Origin of the sequence: Sphingobium sp. BHU LFT2 (genome assembly GCF_018604485.1) — a bacterium.
In the GTDB taxonomy this organism is placed as follows: domain Bacteria; phylum Pseudomonadota; class Alphaproteobacteria; order Sphingomonadales; family Sphingomonadaceae; genus Sphingobium; species Sphingobium yanoikuyae_A.
In genome coordinates this window covers 1-16,708 of the sequence record NZ_JAFCGW010000025.1, presented here as the reverse complement: position 1 = coordinate 16,708, position 16,708 = coordinate 1, and the positions used below count along the sequence as shown (strand labels likewise).

At 66.1% G+C, this 16,708-nt stretch carries 18 protein-coding genes; 7 read left to right on the top strand and 11 right to left on the bottom strand.

Annotation, left to right across the window (positions count from 1 at the left end; genetic code table 11):
- Nucleotides 1-4: 4 nt before the first annotated feature.
- From JQK15_RS24510 to JQK15_RS24495, 4 genes are read right to left on the bottom strand one after another with little or no spacing between them, the layout of a single operon-like run.
- Nucleotides 5-811, bottom strand: coding sequence for an enoyl-CoA hydratase/isomerase family protein (locus JQK15_RS24510; protein ID WP_214868877.1), 807 nt, complete (start codon nt 809-811; stop codon nt 5-7).
- A 10-nt stretch (nt 812-821) separates the two neighbouring features.
- Complete coding sequence (locus tag JQK15_RS24505; protein WP_214868874.1) at nt 822-3,032, bottom strand: acyl-CoA dehydrogenase family protein; 2,211 nt, start codon at nt 3,030-3,032, stop codon at nt 822-824.
- A gap of 5 nt (nt 3,033-3,037) precedes the next feature.
- Entirely contained in the window at nt 3,038-3,871 is an 834-nt protein-coding gene (locus JQK15_RS24500) for a coniferyl-alcohol dehydrogenase (RefSeq protein ID WP_214868872.1), read from the bottom strand.
- 22 nt (nt 3,872-3,893) lie between these two features.
- Nucleotides 3,894-4,124, bottom strand: coding sequence for a ferredoxin (locus tag JQK15_RS24495; protein WP_004209034.1), 231 nt, complete (start codon nt 4,122-4,124; stop codon nt 3,894-3,896).
- 234 nt (nt 4,125-4,358) lie between these two features.
- Here JQK15_RS24495 and JQK15_RS24490 point away from each other — a divergent pair, with 234 nt between their 5' ends.
- The 5 genes from JQK15_RS24490 to JQK15_RS24470 are packed head-to-tail and all read left to right on the top strand — an operon-like array spanning nt 4,359 to nt 8,916.
- Nucleotides 4,359-5,612: a cytochrome P450 gene (locus tag JQK15_RS24490; RefSeq protein WP_069338568.1), complete on the top strand. Its 1,254-nt coding sequence runs from the start codon at nt 4,359-4,361 to the stop codon at nt 5,610-5,612.
- Nucleotides 5,612-6,016 carry a Zn-ribbon domain-containing OB-fold protein gene (locus tag JQK15_RS24485; RefSeq protein ID WP_017501859.1) on the top strand — a complete coding sequence of 135 codons (405 nt, stop codon included), beginning with the start codon at nt 5,612-5,614 and terminating at the stop codon, nt 6,014-6,016. Before JQK15_RS24490 ends, JQK15_RS24485 begins: the two co-directional genes overlap by 1 nt.
- On the top strand, nt 6,013-7,179 hold the full coding sequence (locus JQK15_RS24480) for a thiolase family protein (protein WP_214868870.1): 1,167 nt from the start codon (nt 6,013-6,015) through the stop codon (nt 7,177-7,179). The genes JQK15_RS24485 and JQK15_RS24480 overlap by 4 nt, the downstream gene beginning before the upstream one ends.
- Before the next feature lie 17 nt (nt 7,180-7,196).
- Complete coding sequence (locus JQK15_RS24475) at nt 7,197-7,934, top strand: DUF2889 domain-containing protein (RefSeq protein WP_251008022.1); 738 nt, start codon at nt 7,197-7,199, stop codon at nt 7,932-7,934.
- A gap of 13 nt (nt 7,935-7,947) precedes the next feature.
- The gene (locus tag JQK15_RS24470) at nt 7,948-8,916 is read left to right on the top strand and encodes an alpha/beta hydrolase (protein ID WP_214868866.1); all 969 of its coding nucleotides are present in this window, start codon (nt 7,948-7,950) and stop codon (nt 8,914-8,916) included.
- Nucleotides 8,917-8,925: 9 nt separating this feature from the next.
- Here the strand turns inward: JQK15_RS24470 and JQK15_RS24465 are convergent, their stop codons facing one another.
- The 6 genes from JQK15_RS24465 to JQK15_RS24440 form a co-directional block, all read right to left on the bottom strand.
- Entirely contained in the window at nt 8,926-9,933 is a 1,008-nt protein-coding gene (locus JQK15_RS24465) for an LLM class flavin-dependent oxidoreductase (RefSeq protein ID WP_214868863.1), read from the bottom strand.
- 78 nt (nt 9,934-10,011) lie between these two features.
- Nucleotides 10,012-10,851 carry a TauD/TfdA dioxygenase family protein gene (locus JQK15_RS24460; protein ID WP_037512962.1) on the bottom strand — a complete coding sequence of 280 codons (840 nt, stop codon included), beginning with the start codon at nt 10,849-10,851 and terminating at the stop codon, nt 10,012-10,014.
- Nucleotides 10,852-10,924: 73 nt separating this feature from the next.
- Entirely contained in the window at nt 10,925-11,509 is a 585-nt protein-coding gene (locus JQK15_RS24455; protein WP_230588698.1) for a TetR/AcrR family transcriptional regulator, read from the bottom strand.
- Between the two features lie 206 nt (nt 11,510-11,715).
- A complete protein-coding gene (locus tag JQK15_RS24450; protein WP_026109319.1) occupies nt 11,716-12,468 on the bottom strand; it encodes an SDR family NAD(P)-dependent oxidoreductase in 753 nt (250 codons plus the stop codon).
- Nucleotides 12,469-12,505: 37 nt separating this feature from the next.
- Complete coding sequence (locus tag JQK15_RS24445; protein WP_201450217.1) at nt 12,506-13,327, bottom strand: TauD/TfdA dioxygenase family protein; 822 nt, start codon at nt 13,325-13,327, stop codon at nt 12,506-12,508.
- Nucleotides 13,328-13,431: 104 nt separating this feature from the next.
- Entirely contained in the window at nt 13,432-13,944 is a 513-nt protein-coding gene (locus JQK15_RS24440; RefSeq protein WP_214868861.1) for a nuclear transport factor 2 family protein, read from the bottom strand.
- A gap of 124 nt (nt 13,945-14,068) precedes the next feature.
- Here JQK15_RS24440 and JQK15_RS24435 point away from each other — a divergent pair, with 124 nt between their 5' ends.
- Entirely contained in the window at nt 14,069-14,629 is a 561-nt protein-coding gene (locus JQK15_RS24435; protein ID WP_037512969.1) for a TetR/AcrR family transcriptional regulator, read from the top strand.
- A 97-nt stretch (nt 14,630-14,726) separates the two neighbouring features.
- Nucleotides 14,727-16,178, top strand: a complete 1,452-nt coding sequence (locus JQK15_RS24430; protein ID WP_214868859.1) for a carboxylesterase/lipase family protein — start codon at nt 14,727-14,729, stop codon at nt 16,176-16,178.
- Here the strand turns inward: JQK15_RS24430 and JQK15_RS24425 are convergent.
- Nucleotides 16,175-16,708 (bottom strand): inositol monophosphatase family protein (locus JQK15_RS24425; protein WP_214868857.1); only part of this gene is annotated, 534 nt, incomplete at its 5' end. The genes JQK15_RS24430 and JQK15_RS24425 overlap by 4 nt on opposite strands.

Sequence of the window (16,708 nt, the reverse complement as noted above, 5' to 3'; positions counted from 1 at the left end):
AAACTCAATCCTTCTTGCCGCCAATGCCCTTCAGATAGCGTTCCATCCCCTCCAGATAGGCGGGGTTCAGCATCAGTGCGCTATTGGCCATGCGTTCGACATGGCGCCCCATGGACGGGCCGACTTCGGCGGCCAGCTCGATCGCGATCTTGGCGGCGCCCATCTGCTCGCCATTCTGCTTGGTGAGGTGACGGCAGAAGGCCAGGGCCGCGTCCTCGAACCCTTCGTCCGGCATCACGTCATGCACCAGGCCCATGATCAGCGCCCGGTCGGCATCGGCCTTCTGGTTGCCCATGATCAGCCAGCGCGCCCAGTGCGGACCGCAGATGCGGGTCATGCGGCTGACCCCGTTGGAGGCCGGCAGCACGCCAAACAGTCCTTCGGGGAAGGAAAAGGCGGCCGACTTGGCCGCCAGGCGGAAGTCGCAGGACAGCGCCATTTCCAGCCCCCCGCCGACACAGGTGGCGTGGATGGCGCAGACGATCGGCTTTTCCACATGCTCCATCTCGTCATAGATGCGCTGCATCCCGTTGAGCTGGAGCCGGTGGTTTTCGCGGATGCCGCTGGGCGTACGGGGATATTCCCTGGGCGACCCGCCGCTCTTCATGTCCGCGCCCGAACAGAAATAGCGGCCGGTCGATCGGACCAGCATCACCTTCAGGTCCGGCGTGTCGCGGAAGCGGATCAGCGCCGCCTCGAACAGGGCCATCGTCTCTGCCGACAGGGCATTGAGCTTGTCCGGCCGGTTCAGCGTGGCGATGAGGATGCCATCCTGTTCCTGCGTCAGCAGATGGGGGGCGTCGTCCGTCATGCGATCTTCCTCAGGCGCGGGTGCGCGGCAGGCCGAGGCCCTTTTCCGCGATCATGCTGCGATGAACCTCGCTGGTGCCGCCATAGATGGTCGATCCCTGCGCGTGGCGATAGAACATGTTGATCTCTTCCGCCGGCCCCTTGCGCTTGGACAGCGAGGCCGGGGCGGTGAGATCGAGCAGGTCGCGCGCGTCGGTCAGGAATTTCTCCGAACTGAACATCTTGGCCATCGGGCCATAGGCATGGTTCGGCTTCTTTTCCGACATCACCCATTGGGCGCGATAGGTGATGAGTTCCGACGCCCACAGATTGGCGGCGGTGCGGGCCAGCCGCGCCTGTGCGCCGACATCCTCGATCAGCGGCCTGCCCCTGTGGATAACGTCCCGGCACAGCGCTTCGCCGGCCTGCAGCATCTTGCGCTGATATTTGGCAAAGCCGCCGCCATGTTCCAGCTCCAGGCTGGCGCTCATGGTGCGCACGCCGCCGTCGATTTCGCCCAGTCGCCAGCTGTCGGGGATGCGCACGCCATCGTAGAAGGTGATGTTGGTGCGCTCGTCCTGGAAGGTGTGGACCGGCTGCACCGTCACGCCATCGGCCTTCAGCGGCACGATGAACATGGTGAGCCCCTTATGCTTGGCCACATCCGGATTGGTGCGGCAGAGCATCAGCACGTAGGTGGACAGGTTGGCGCCCGACGTGAACATCTTGGTGCCGTCGATCCGCCAGCTGCCATCGCCCTCCTGCGTCGCGCGGCATTGCGCGGCGAACACGTCCGAGCCCGATCCTGGTTCGGAATAGCCAAGCGAGCAGATCACCTCGCCGCGCATGATTTCCGGCAGCACCGCCTGTTTCAACTCGTCGGTGCCGAAGCGGTGGATGATGAGCGACACCATCTGCGTCACATTGGCGGCGGGGTTGTTATATCCCTGCTCCTCGAACGCATCCATCGCCGCCGTCTTTTCATAGGCGGACAGGCCACGACCGCCGACATCCTTGGGCAGGCCGAGATAGAGGAGATTCTGCGCCGCCAGCTTGCGGTTGAGTGCGGGGTTATAGCCCTCCCAACTATAGTGGAAGGTCGCCCGCATCTCCGGCGTGACGTTTGCTGCGAAGAAGGCGTTGATCTCGTCCTTGATCGCCTGCGCGGCTTCGCCCAGGTCGAAATCGACCGGCATCGGCCCGGCATCGGGCAGCGCGGCGGCCTCATCGGCGTAGAGCCGGCGTCCGGCCTCATCGAGCCAGCGCTGCGGATCGCCGCCGATCAGCGGCCAGGCCTTGGCCCGCAGATTATAGAGGAAGATGTCATATTCGGTGGTGAGGCCATAGCCGCCGAAGGTGTGGAGCGATTGCGCCACTGCCTTGGCCGCGCTGTTGGCATTCCACCAGGCCGCGATCGAGATGGCACCGCCGGCTTCGGGCGCGCCATCGGCGAGGTCGCGGATCGCCTTCCACACCAGGAACTTGCCGCCGTCGATCTCGCAGAGAATATCGGCCAGCGGATGGGAAATGGCCTGGAACTGGCCGATATATTGGTCGAACTGCTTGCGTTCGCAGGCATAGGCCGCGGCGAGCTTGAGCGCCTCGCGACCGATGCCGGCCAGACCGGCGGCGATCAGCAGCTTCCATTCCTCGATGCCGGCGGCGAAGGTCGCCAGCGCCTCGGCTCCCGATGCCAGCACCGTGCGCGGATGCGCCGACAGGTCGATCTCTGCGATCGGCGTGGAGGCCAGATTATCCTCCGCCTTGCGTGCCTCTGCGGGCACGGTGACGAGGATGATGTCGTTGTCTGATCGGGCCAGCACGGCTTCGGCCACCAGGCCACCGCCGATCCACTGGACGGGTGTGTCCGCGACATCCTCGAAGGCGAAGCTGGCGACCGCATCGCCCGCCAGCACCCGGCCGAGCAGGTCGGCCGTCGCATCGCCGCCCAGCTGGGCCAGCAAGCGCGCCGCCACCAGCGCTTCGGCCAGCGGTCCCGATGCCAGCGTCCGGCCCGCTTCCTCCATCAGGATGGTCGCGTCGAACAGGCCAAGGCCCAGCCCGCCGGCCTCTTCGGGCACGCGGATCGACAGCGCACCCAGCTCCGCCAGCCCCTGCCACAGGGCGGGGTCGAAGCCGGTCGGCGCGGCGGCGCGGACCCGCGCCATGCTGCTATGTTCGTCCAGGAAGCGCGCGAACATGTCGCGCATCATCTCCTGATCGTCGGTCAGGTCGAAATTCATGGGGTTCAGGCCTCGGCGGGCGCCGAACGCCGCATCATGACGCTGAGGTCCACCTGGCCGGTGGCGACGCCGCCCATGAAGCCGCCGTCGACCGGGAAGACCACGCCATTGACGATGCCGGCCAGATCGCTGTTCAGCAGCACGATGCCGCCCGCCTGTTCGGCCGGGGTCGAGTAACGGCCCATCGGTTCGGCGGCGGCGGCGACCACATCCTTGCCGGACGCAGCCTCGAACGTCGCCATCATCGGCGTCTGGGTGGGCGAGGGCAGGGTGCAGTTGATGCGGATGCCCTTCTTGATGAGATGCGCGCCCATAAACTGGGTCCAGACGATCACATTCTCCTTGGAGAAGCTGTAGCCTTCCTTGACCACGTCCTCGAGATGCGCCTCGCACCAGGCGACGGCGGCGTCATAGCCCTTGGTGGTGACGAACTCCATGTTGGTCGGGATGCGGCGGCTCCAGCCCAGGCCGCCGGTGGAGGCGATGCTGGCGATCGCGCCGCCCGGTCCCATCAGCGGCAGCACCTGTTCGGTCAGGTGGCGCAGGCCGATGAAGTTCACCTTCATGACGTCGAGCGGCGGGAAGGACTGGGGCAGGCCGGCGCAGTTGAACAGCGCATCCACCTTGCCGCCGATGCCGGCCACCGCCGCCTCGATCGAGGCCGGGTCGCGCAGGTCGACATTGGTGAAGGAGGCGAGCGGCAGGCTGCTGTCCCTGAAGTCCAGGCCATGAACCTCGGCGCCCAGCTCCAGCAGCAGCTTGGCGGTCGCCTCCCCCATGCCGGAGAAGCAGCCGCTCACGATCACGCGCTTGCCCTTATAGCCCAAAATGTCGCTCATCTCGCTCTCCCGGATTCTCTGATTATGCCTTGGCCTTGGGCGGCCAGCTGATGCTGCCATCATCTTCCTCGACGACGATGATGCGTTCGGGGCAGGCGCGCGCGCCGCGCTTGGCGGTCTGCTGTTCACCGTCTGCCACGTCGAAACCCTCGGTCGCGATATAGCCGTCCTCGTCCAGCGGATACATGTCCTCGGACACGGCGGCGCAGCGGGCATTGCCCACGCAGCCTGACTTTTCGATGCGGATTCTCATCTGCCCTCTCCGGCTATTCTGACCTTCCTTAGAAAGGAGATTACGGCCCCGATCAACGTGGCGCCCGGCACAATCGCCATCGCGATACGGAGCCGCGGCGCGGATCGTCGGTGCGTTATCTGGCATTGCCGCACCCAGCCCCTTTGCCTTTGCCGGGCCGCCGGGCAAAACGGGTCCGACAAGAAGGGACGCGTCCTGCACGCGCCCGCCCCAGCAGGGAAGACGGAGAGAATCATGGCCCACGCCACCTTGAGCCCCGCCGCGCCACAGCCGGCCCATGTGCCCGACGCGCTCGTCTATGATTTCGATGTCCATGCCGATCCGGGCCTGCTGGCCGATCCGCATGCGCGCATCCTTAACCTGCTGAAGACGGCGCCGCCGGTCTTCTGGACGCCGCGCAATGGCGGCGGCTGGGTCGCGCTGACCCATGCCGCCAATTATGAGGCGTCGCGCGATACCGAGACCTATTCCAGCGAGTTCGTGCCGGCCGACAAGATGAAGGCGCTGCTCGCCTCGCTGCCGCCGGGCGCGCCGCATATCCCGCAGCCGATCCCGATCACGCTCGATCCGCCCGAGCACACCAAATATCGCCAGCCGCTGCAGAAGGTCTTCTCGCCCAAGACGATCGCGGCCCTGAAGGACAGCATCCGCGAACTGGCCGGCGAACTGATCGACGCGATCAAGGCCGATGGCCAGTGCGAATTCATGAGCACCGTGGCCGAGCCGCTGCCGGTGCAGGTCTTCCTCAAGATGCTGGGCCTGCCGCTCGAACGGCTGCCGGAATATCGCCAGATCGTGAAGGAGCATATGGAGGCGATCGATACCGATCGCGAAGGATCGATGCGCCGCTTGCAGCGCATTGCCGCAGCGATGCGCGATACCGTGCTGGAGCGCAGGGATAATCCGAAGGACGATATCATTTCCATGCTGTGGAAGCTGGAGGTGGATGGCCAGCCGAGCACGCTTGCCGACATGGAAAATTACGGCGTGCTGCTGTTCATCGCCGGCCTCGACACGGTGATGAACGGCATGGGCCTGGCCATGCGCGGCCTGGCGCTCGACCTGCCATTGCAGGCAAAGTTGCGGGCCGAGCCCAAGCTGGTGGCCGAAGCGGCCGAGGAAATGCTGCGCCGCTATACTTTCACGGTGCCGATGCGGGTCATCAAGAAGCCCGCCGAACTGGCCGGGGCCAAGCTGATGCCCGGCGACATGCTCAAGCTGTTCCTGCCCGCTGCCGATCTCGATGCGAAGGAATTCCCGCAGCCCGACAGCTATGATCTTGACCGCGAGAACAATGTTCACATCGCCTTTGGCGTTGGCCCGCATCGCTGCCTGGGTTCCCACCTGGCGCGCGTGGAGTTGCAGGTTCTTTATGAGGAGATGCTGGCGCGCTTGCCCGAATTCCGGCTCGATCCGGCCAAGCCGACGGTCTTCCATGGCGGCCATGTGATCGGCATCGAAAGCCTGAACCTGGTCTGGGACGTCTGATGGTCTGGCAACGTTCGCGCCCGCGCCTCGATCGGGAAAATCGCGCCTTCTGGACCGGCGGGGCGGAGGGGAAGCTCAACATCACCCGCTGCGACGATTGCGGCCAGTTCACCCATCCGCCGCGCGAGATCTGCCGCCATTGCCAGTCGGAAAATGTCGGCGCCCATGCGGTTGCCGGCACCGGCGCGGTCGACACCTATACGATCAACTATCAGGCCTGGGCCAAGGATATGGAGGTGCCCTTCGTCATCGCCCGTGTCCGGCTCGACGATGTGCCCGGCGTCTATCTGACCACCAATATCGTCAATTGCCCGGTCGATGCTGTCGACATGGATGACCGCGTCCGCGTCACCTTCGAGGAGCAGGACGGCATCTGGTTCCCCCTGTTCGAGAAGGTCGCATGAGCATGGCGCGCGAAGCCTATATCACCGGCATCGGCATGTCGGAGGTCGGCGTGCGGTTGACCCGGTCGCCGCTGGGCCTGACATTGGACGCCGTGCGTGAGGCGATTGCCGACGCCGGCCTGACGCTCGACCAGATCGATGGTGTCGCCACCTATCCCGGCAAGATGTCGACCTTCCTCGGCTTCTCGCCGGTCAGTGCCGACGATGTGATCGAGATATTGGGGCTCAACACACGCTGGCATATCGGTGCGGCGGAGGCGACGGCGCAGCTGGGCGCGATCGCCGAGGCGGCGATGGCGGTGAAGGCCGGCCTTGCCCGCCATGTCCTGTGTTTCCGCACCGTCTATGAAGCGGCGGCGCTGGCCCGCCCCGAAGAATTTCCGCCGATGGAACGGCGCAAGGATGTGTCGGGCAATTCGCAATGGGTTTCGCCCTTCGGCGCTTTCTCGGCCGCCAACTGGACCGCGCAATTCGCGATGCGCCACATGAAGCGTTATGGCCTGACCCGCGAACAGCTCGCCCAGGTGGCGCTGAACGATCATGCAAATGCCGCGCGCAACCCGCGCGCGATCGTCAAGAAGCCGCTGACCATGGACGAGTATATGGCGGCGCGGATGATCAGTTCGCCCTTCTGCCTCTATGATTGCGATCGTTTCACCGATGCCTCGACCGTGCTGATCGTGTCGGCCGGCGATGCCCTGGACGAGATCAAGACGCCCCCGATCCGCATCGCCGCCAGCGCCGGATCGGTCGAGCGCTACAGCTGGGACCAGGCCGAATGGGCGAGCGCCTATCCGACCGGGCGCGACCTGTGGAAGAATACCGATTATACGGCCAAGGATGTCGATACCGTCCAATTTTATGACGGCTTCGCCTTCCAGCCGATCACCTGGCTCGAAGGGCTGGGCTTCTGCGATGTCGGCGAGGGGGGCCAGTTCCTCGAAGGGGGCAAGCGCATCGCGCTCGACGGCGAATTGCCGATGAACACCGGCGGCGGCCAGCTTGGCTGGGGGCGGCTGCACGGCTTCGGCTTTGCCTATGAAGCGGTGGTGCAGTTGCGCGGCGAGGGCGGCGAACGGCAGATCGCCGGCGACCCGAAGGTGGCCGTGGCGACATCGGGTGGCGGCCCGATGGCGGCGGCGCTGCTGCTCGCAAGGGACTGATCGCGATGGACAGCGGCATGCTGGACATGCTGCCCGGCTTTCGCCGTCGCTTCCTGGTGACGCCGCTGCCGGGGCGGGTGACCGCCGCGGTCGAGGATGATTATCACAGCATGGCCGTCATCCTGCACCATGACGGCGCGCGCATCACCGGCGTCGACGCGATCATGGAGCGGGTGCCCTGGACCACCTGTCCGGGTGCGCCGGCGGTGCTGCAGGTGACCTTCATCGGTGTCGCGCTGGCTGAGGCGGCGGCGCGCGGCGAGAAGAAGGCGAACTGCACCCATTTGCACGACCTGGCCGTGCTGGCTGCGGCGCATGCTGGCGATGACGCGCCGACCCGCTATGAGATTCTCGCCTGCGACCCGATTGAGGAGGATCTGGCCGTCGCGGAGATCCGGCGCGACGGCGTGCCGCTGCTGCAGGTCGCGCATCGCCGCCATGTCATGGTCGCGCCGGCAGAGGTTGCCGGCCAGTCGCTGATGAAGCTGCGGCCGTGGATCGATGCGCTGGAAGAACCCCGGCGCGAGGCGGCCCGGCTGCTGCAATGGGGCACGATCCTCGCCAATGGCCGGCTGATCCCGATGGAGCGGCAATCGACCGCGACCCGCGTGCCGCCCAACTGCTTCACCTTTCAGCCGGAAAATGCGGTGAGGGCACAGCGTGTCGGCAGGGTGATCGACTTCACCGCCGAACCTCTGGTGCCGCTCGACCATTTCGATGGTGCCGCCTATGACCGGCCGCGCGACGCACAATAGAGGAAACGGGACGATGGACGAGGCGCGGCAACTGGTAGCCCCCGAATTGCGCGCGGCGCTCGACCTCTTCCCGCCACTCGACCTCAGCGACCAGACGATCGCCGCCTTCCGCCAGCCCTTTGCCAACCGCCCAGCAGAACCAATGCCCGATGCGCTGGCTGCCGTGCAGCGGGAGGAAGTCTTCCTGCCCGGCGCGCCCGGATCGCCCGATGTCCGCTGCCTGCTCTATCGCCCGGCCGAGGCGATTGGCGACGCGCGGCGGCCGGCCTATCTCCATATTCATGGCGGTGGCTTCGTGCTCGGCATGGCCGATATGAGCGACCTGTCCAACCGGGCCTGGGTGGCGCAGCTGGGTTGTGTCGCCCTGTCGGTCGATTATCGGCTGGCGCCCGAAACGCCGTTTCCCGGCGCCCGCGACGATTGCTACGCGGCGCTCGGCTGGCTGCATGAACAGGCCGACGCGCTGGGCATCGACCCCAGCCGCATCGCGGTCGGCGGCGAGAGCGCGGGCGGCGGCCATGCCGTTGCGCTGGCGATCCATGCCCGCGACCTTGGCGCCTATCCGATCTGCTTCATGCTGCTCGACGCGCCGATGCTGGACGATCGCACCGGCAGCAGCGCGCCGCTCCACCCCGTCACCGGCCGGTTCGTCTGGACCCCGGCGCAGAACCGCTATGGCTGGGGCGCGCTGCTCGGGCAGGAAGCGGGAACCGAGCATGTCCCGACCGACGCCGTACCGGCCCGCTGCCCCGACCTGTCCGGCTTGCCGCCCGCCTTCATCAGCGTCGGTGCGCTCGACCTGTTCCTGGAGGAGGATATCGACTTTGCCCGCCGGCTGATGGCCCTCGGCATCTCGGTCGAACTCCATGTCACGCCCGGCGCCTATCATGGCTTCGGCCTGGCCGGGCCCGATACGCCGCAGATGCAGGCGCTTCAGGCGCTGCGCCTCGCGGCGCTGCGCCGCGCCTTGCAGGGGAACTGACGCCGCCCTTCAGAATGCGGGCATGACCCTGTCGGCGAACAGCTGGGCATAGGGCTGGAATTTTGCCGGGGGCAGGCCGGGCGGGAGCATCATCATGATATGCTCGACATTGATGCGCTGCTGCATTGCGCGGAAATGGTCGATCGCCGCGTCGGGGGTCAGGATCTGTAGGATGCCGCTGCGTTTGAAGGCGTCGAGCGACATGGGTTTCAGCGCCACCTTGTCGATGCCGGACGCCTGATCCTCGGCCAGCCATGCGCCATAGGTCTCGTTCACATGGTGGAAATAGGGGGCCATCTCTGCCATCGCCGCCTCGGGGTCTTCGGCGACCAGGGTGAACAGGCTCTGGATGCGGATGCGCGCGGCGGCCGGGTCTTTCCCCTCGGCGCGCAGCTTGTCGGCATAGAGGCCGCACACCTCCTCATTGCCGAAATAGCCGACGGCATATCTGGCCACCCGCGCCAGCGCCTTTTCGGCAAAGCCGCCAATATAGAGGGGGATGCGGCCGCGCGGCGCGGTCGGGCGCAGCGACGCGCCGGCGACATTGTAATGCTGCCCGGCAAAATCGACCGTTTCGCTCGCCCATAACCGCTGGACGATTTCCAGAAACTCGTCGAAGCGCGCGCCGCGCTTGCCGAAATCGACGCCATAGGCCTGGGTCTCGCGGCGGCGATAGCCGATCGCCAGTGCCATCTCCAGCCGGCCGTCGGACAGGATATCCAGCACCGCGCATTCCTCGGCAAAGCGGACCGGATGATAGAGCGGGGCGAGCGCGATCGCCGATCCCAGCCTGATCCGGCTGGTGCGCGCCGCGATCGCCGCCAGCGCGACATTGGGCGCGGGCATGTAACCATCCTGCGCGCCATGATGTTCGGGCACCCAGGCACCGGCAAAGCCCGCCGTCTCGCTCCAGGCGACGAAGTCCAGTATCTCGGCATAGAGATCGGCCGGGCGCCGTTCCCATTGGGGCGGGTTCCGGAAATCATAGAGATAGCCGAAGGTCAGCGGATTGCTCATGACGATGCTCCGGGGGCAGGGCAAAACGCCCGCCAACCCGGTTGGGCGGCGGGCGTGGAAAGGCCGTGGGGCCGATCCTTATTCGAAGGGTTCTTCGCCCTGCAGCTTGGTGCGGTGCATCATCCGGTTGCAGTCGGGATCATATTTCTCGGCCCGGTGCATGGTGCCGGTATTGTCCCAGATGACCAGGTCGCCGACGCTCCATTCATGGCTGTAGCTGAATTCCTCGCGGGTCGCCCATTCGCGCAGCCCAACCAGGATTTCGGCGCTGTCATAGGGATCGAGATCCTTGACCCGCTGGGCGGTGCAGCCCAGCACCAGCGACTTGCGGCCCGACTTGTGGTTCCACACCAGGGGCAGCTCATTCTCGCCGACCTGGCGCATGCCCTTCAGTTTGGCGAGGCTGGGCTCGGGCTCATAATAGAAGACCGTCGCCCAGACCGAGTGGATCACGCGCAGCGTCTCATACTCCGCCTTCTGCTCGTCGGTCAGCGCCTCATAGGCGGCATAGGTGTTGCAGAAGCCGGTATTGCCGCCCCAGGTCGCGGGCACCTTGCACGACAGCAAGGAGGCGAGGATCGGCACATCGTTCATCGTGCCGTCAATATGCCAGTAGAGCGAGCCCTTGAGATATTCGGCGCTCTGCGGATTTTCCTTCACGTCGAGGGTGATCTTGTGGATTTCCTCGCCACCGCGATGCTCGGGGGCAAAGGCGCCCAGCGTCTTGGTGAAGGCAATCTGTTCCTCGTCGGTGAAGTCGATCTTCGGGAAGACCAGCACGCCGCGCTGCTCCAGCAACTCGCGAATCTGCGGCGCCAGCTCGCCGGCCAGCAGTTCCTCCTTGCTGTTGAGGATGCGGCTGCCGATGCTCGGCTTGATATCTTCATGCACGAAACGGGTAATGGTGGTGGCGGACATGCCTTGCTCTCCTATGCATCCCTGCGCGTTTGAACACATGTTCAACATGCCTGCATGGAAAAGTCAATGCCTCTCATTTTTCGGGCGGCAGCAATTCGTCCAATAGCGCCTCGACCGAAGCGCGCGCGTCGGCATGCCCGCTCGCGACCCCCATGTCGGCCTCCATCACCAAAGTGCGCCCAACCGCCGCGAGCAACAGGCTGAGGCCCGCTGCCGTCACCTTGTGATCGGCGAGTCGGTCGCCCAGCAGCTGCTCCATCAACTGCGCCTGGCGATCCCGCATCGCTTCGCTGTGGCGGGCGATCTCGGCGCGGATCGCCTTGCGATGATTGGCCATGGCGACAAATTCCATCGCCAGCGCGTTGCGGCTGGGGTCGGAGAAGAAGCGCCACAGCGCCCGCACCGGATCGGCGCTGGTCAGCGCCGCCTCGATCATCGCGTCGCTCTGTTCGGCGCCGCGGCGGAACACCGCCAGCAGCAGGTCGTCGGTGGTCGGGAAATAATAATGGACCAGCGAGGGCGGCAGTTCGGCGCGCAGCGCCACCCGGCGCGAACTGGCGGCGGCATAGCCTTCGTCGCGGATCACCTGTTCGGTGGCCTCCACGATCCGGGCGCGGGTTTCGGAGCTTTCGGCGCCGACGCGACGTTTCTGGACCATGGCTGGAGCATAAATGGCCGGGCCGCCCATGCAAGCGTCTGCGCTTTCGTCTGGCGCCTTTGGCGCGTCTGCACCGGCCTTCAAACGAGGCACGTGACTCGTTTGAACCCCACCCGACCGCCCATCAGGATATCATAGCTGGGTGGTCGGGTGGGCCGGTGCGGCCTCTTGAAAATGCGTTTTTCCGCGCATTTTCCAGCAAACTCTTAATGCGACCCCATATAGCGGCCGCCATTGGTGCTGATCGTCTGGCCGGTGATGTAGCTGGCCTCTTCCGACGCCAGATAGGCGCAGGCGGCGGCGATATCCTCGGGCTTGCCGATCCGCTTCATCGGCAGCGTCTGGGCAAAGGCGTCGGCATCGATCGGCGCGGCGCGCAGCATCGGCGTGTCGATGAAGCCGGGCGGCACCATGTTGAAGGTCACGCCGCTCGGCGCGAATTCCAGCGCCAGCGCTTTGGTCATGCCCATCAGGCCGCCCTTGGACGAGACATAATGGCCCTGGGCGAAGGAGCCCGACTGGACCGAGGAGGAGGTGATGTTGATCACCCGGCCCCAGCCGGCCGCCAGCATGTCGGGCAGCACTTCCTTGGTCAGCAGATAGGGGCCGCGCAGGTTGATGTGGATCACCTTGTCGAACAGGTCGTCGTCAATGTCCATGAACGGGGTGAAGGGGGCGATGCCGGCATTGTTCACCAGGATGGCGATCGGCCCCAGCTTGGCGCGCGTCTCTTCCGCCGCCGCATGGATCGCCGCTTTGTCCGAACAGTCGACGGTGATGGCGATGGCAGTGCCGCCGGCCGCCTCGATCAGCTTGACGGTCTCGGCCGCGCCGTCGCCATTAATGTCCCACACCGCGATCTTCGCCGTATCTTCGGCCAGGCGCAGCGCGATCGCGCGGCCAATGCCCGATCCTGCACCCGTGACCACGGCCGTGCGGCCGTTGAGAGACCTCGTCATCGCAATTCCTTCCTATGTGTCAATTTCGGTGTCGCTTTCAGGCGCCGACCAGTTGCTCGATCGCCTCGATCGTCGTGCGGTGCATCATCCGATTTTCTTCCAGCGGATAGGGATCGACCCGGTGCATCGTGCCGCTATTGTCCCAGATCAGCAGGTCGCCCTCCGTCCAGTCATGGCGATAGACGAATTGCGGCTGGATCGCCCATTCGCGCAGCCTGGACAGCAGCACGCGGCCCTGCGCCGGGTCCATCCCCTCGATATGGTCGGCGGTCGATCCCAGCACCAGCGACTTGCGGCCGGTTTCATGGGTCCAGACCAAGGGATGGACCTTGGGCGTGCGCATCTGCCAGAAATTCAGCTCCGCCACGGTGGGTTCGGGGTTCACATAGCGCTGCGACGTCTCGAAGCTGTGGACCACGCGCAACCCGTCATAGGCGGCCTTCTCTTCGTCGGGCAGGTCGTCCCAGGCGGCATAGGTGTTGGCGAAATAGGTGCTGCCGCCGGTCCTGGACAGCGACTTGGCGTTCAGCGTCGCGGCGAAATTGGGTACGTCGTCACTCGCTCCGTCGATATGCCAGAAGAAGGCGCCCTTGATATATTCGGCGCCGGGATTCTCCTTGGGGTCGATCGTCACCTTGAAGATGCCGCCTTCGCCCTGTGGCTGGACCCGGCCCAGCGTGTGGGAAAAGGCCAGCTGATCCTCGCGACTCATGTGCAGCCCGCGCACGATCAGCACGCCGCGCTGCTGCAACAGCGCCAGGATCGTGTCGGCGTGGGCGCCCGACACCAGGGTTGCCGCGTCGGTCCGGATCTCGGTGCCGATGCGCGCGGTCAGGTCGATCGTCGAAAAGGCCATCATCCGCTCCAGCGGGCGCCTGTCGCGCCGCTCTTCTTGGCTATCATCAACAGGATTGTTGATTTGACTGTCAAGGAAGCGGCGGCGACATCGCTGCGGCGAAGCCGTTACCGACCGGCCCCGCGCGCAAACAGCGGCGCCAGCAGCGCATAGCTGGGATCATTCACCGGCACCGGCTTGTCGCCATGGTCGGCGGCGGGTTGCAGCAGTTTCATGTCGAAACTCACCACCCGCTTGGCGAAGCGCCACTGGCCATCGACGCGGCGATAGCTGTCGATATAGCGCACCCCCTGGATGTCGTGCAGCAGCCCGCCCTTGCCGTCGGGGATCAGGTGCCAGGCAATGGCATAAACCTCGCCTTCGCCGGTATCGCAGTCGACCTCGACCAGATGGTTGCAGACGAAATGATTGCCGATATGCATGTGCGGCAGCGACGCTTCGAGAAAGGCGACATAGCCATCGACCGGCCCGTCATAATAGGCGCCATGGCTGTCGGTCGCGTCGTCGGTATACAGCGACCGGATCAGCGCGAAATCCTGCCGGTCGACCCCGCGTGAATAGAGCTGGGCCAGTTCCCTGATCTCTTCCCTGGCGATCAGCGTCTCGATCCGGTTGTCCATGGCGTGCTTCCTCTCCTGTCGGGCCGGACCCTAGTCGGGCAGGGGCGCCGGGCAATGGGGCGGCGGCGGATCATCGGCCCGGCGATCCTCCCCTCTGTTCAGGCGGGTGCGAAGGCCCTAAGCCATGGCCCCGATGGATAATCTGCCGACCGACGCGCGCCAGCTGCGCTCCCGCCGCCAGCTGCTCGACGCGATGCTCCACCTGCTGGAAACCCGCCCCTATGATCAGGTGACGATCCGCGAGGTCGCGCGCGAGGCGGAGGTCGGCTACGCCACCTTCTTCCGCCATTATCCGTCCAAGGATGCGTTGCTGCACGATCTGGCGGCCGGACAGATTGCGGACCTGCTGCAACGCGCGCTGCCGATCCTGTTCGCCGACGATGCCCGCCAGTCCTGCATGACCCTGTTCGCTTATGTCGCCGAACGGCGCGCGCTCTGGTCCGCCTTCCTGACCGGCGGCGCGGCGACCATGCTCAAGCAGGAATTTACCGACCAGGCGCGCCAGCTGGCGCAACAGCGGCCGCATGATGCCGGCTGGCTGCCCGACGAACTGCGCATCGTCTTTGCGGTCAGCGCCACGGTCGAGATTCTCGCCTGGTGGCTGCAGCAGGAACCCGATTATCCGCTCGATCGCATGGCGGAAATTCTCGACCGGCTGGTCGTCACCCCGTCGATGCAGCCCTGATCGGGCAGGGGCATCGCCCCGCCGCTATCTGCGCCCCGTGCGTTGGCGCCTGATCCGGCGCCGCCTAGCATCCCCGCCGTAAGACGGGAGGGGCGGCATGGACGGATTGACGGTGACGACGACGGCCGGGCCGGTGCGCGGCACCCTGGCGAACGGCGTGCGATGCTGGCGCGGCATTCCCTATGCACGGGCCGACCGCTTTGCTGCCCCGGAGGCGCCGGTCACCTGGAATGATGTGCGCGACGCATCACGTCCCGGTCCGCAATGTCCGCAAATGTATGGCAATCAGGCGAAGCGGGCGCGGCTCTCCATGCCCGACTTTGCCGAGGATTGTCTGTCCCTCAACATCCATGTGCCCGACGACGCGACCGGCCCGCTGCCGGTCTATGTCTGGATTCATGGTGGCGCCTTCGTCGCGGGCGGCGGCCACAGCTATGACGGCAGCGACCTGGCGCGCGACGGTGACATCATCGTCGTCAGCATCAACTATCGGCTGGGCGTACTCGGCTTCGTCAATTTCGGCGCGGTCGTGCCGGGTATCCTTTCCAATCTCGGCCTGCGCGACCAGATTGCGGCGCTCGCCTGGGTGCGCGACAATATTGCGGCCTTCGGCGGCGATCCGGCGCGGGTGACGGTCGGCGGCCAGTCGGCCGGCTCCATGTCGGTCTCGCTGCTGCTTCATGCGCCGGCCGCGCGCGGCCTCTTTGCCGGGGCGATCATGCAGAGTGGGGCGGTCAGCCTGATCCATGGCCGGGACCGCAGCGAACAGGTGGCGCGCGATTATATGGCGGCGCTCGGCAACCCCGATCTCGCCGCGCTGCGCAGCATGGATCTCATCCGTCTGTTCGAGGCGCAGGGCGCGGCCGGGGCCGCCAATCCCGGCACTATTCCTGCCGCCCCCTGGTTCGACGGCGACCTGTTGCCCGCCTCGCTGGCGGATGCGGTGGCCGAGCCGGCCGCGCCGGTGCCTTTGCTCGCCGGCGCCACGCGTGAGGAAATCCGCTTGTTCGAACTGATGCCCGGCGATATCCTGCCGACCGGCTGGCCGGCGCTCGAAGCCTTGCTCCATGCCCAATTGCCGGCCGATCATGCCGCGCGCATCCTGGCCGCCTATCCGCGCGACAAGGCGGGGCGCCGCGCGCTCGCCACCGATCTCACCTTCCTGATGCCGACGCGCCATTTCGCCGATCGCCAGTCGGGGCAGGCGCCGACCTGGTTCTATCGCTTCGACTATCGCCATCCGATCGCCGGCGCCGCCCATGGCCTCGATCTGACCCTGACCTGGCCGATGCGCGGCCTGCGCGCCGCCTTTGCGCGGGGCGGGCCGATGCGCGGGCGCCGCGCGGCGCTCGGCCGGCGGATGACCGATCATATCGCCCATTTCGTCCGTCATGGCGCGCCCGAGCCGGACTGGCCTGCCTATACGGTGGACCGGCCGGCGGTGAAGATTTTCGATCTGACGGGCCGGGTGGACATCGATCCCGACGGTGATCGCTGGCGCGCCTGGGCGGGCGCTGATGTCGGCGCCGGACTGACGACCCGCGCCTAGCCCTTCAGTGCTTCCAGCACCATATCGGCATGTTCGTGCCGGCAGATGAGGAGGTCGGGCATATATGTGTCTTCTTGGTTGTAGATGAGCGGCGATCCATCGATGCGGGAGGCATGGAGGCCGTGTGCGAGTGCGACGGCGGCGGGGGCGCAGCTGTCCCATTCATATTGGCCGCCGGCGTGGAGGTAGATGTCGGCCTGGCCCAGGATCACCGCCATGGCCTTGGCGCCGGCCGATCCCATGGGGACCAGTTCGGCGCCGAGCGCCTCTGCCACCGCGACCGCCTGGGGTGCGGGGCGGGTGCGGGAGACGACCATGCGCAGTTTCTCGGGCGCGGGCGGGATTGCGCGCGGCTGGTCGGTGCGCAGGACGATGCCCTGCTCATGGCCGGGCAGCGCAACCGCACCGATGGTCGGCACGCCGTCGATGGCGAGGCCGACATGGACGGCCCAGTCGGCGCGTTCCTCGCCATATTCGCGGGTGCCGTCGACCGGGTCGACGATCCACACGCGGCTGTGCTGGAGCCGCGC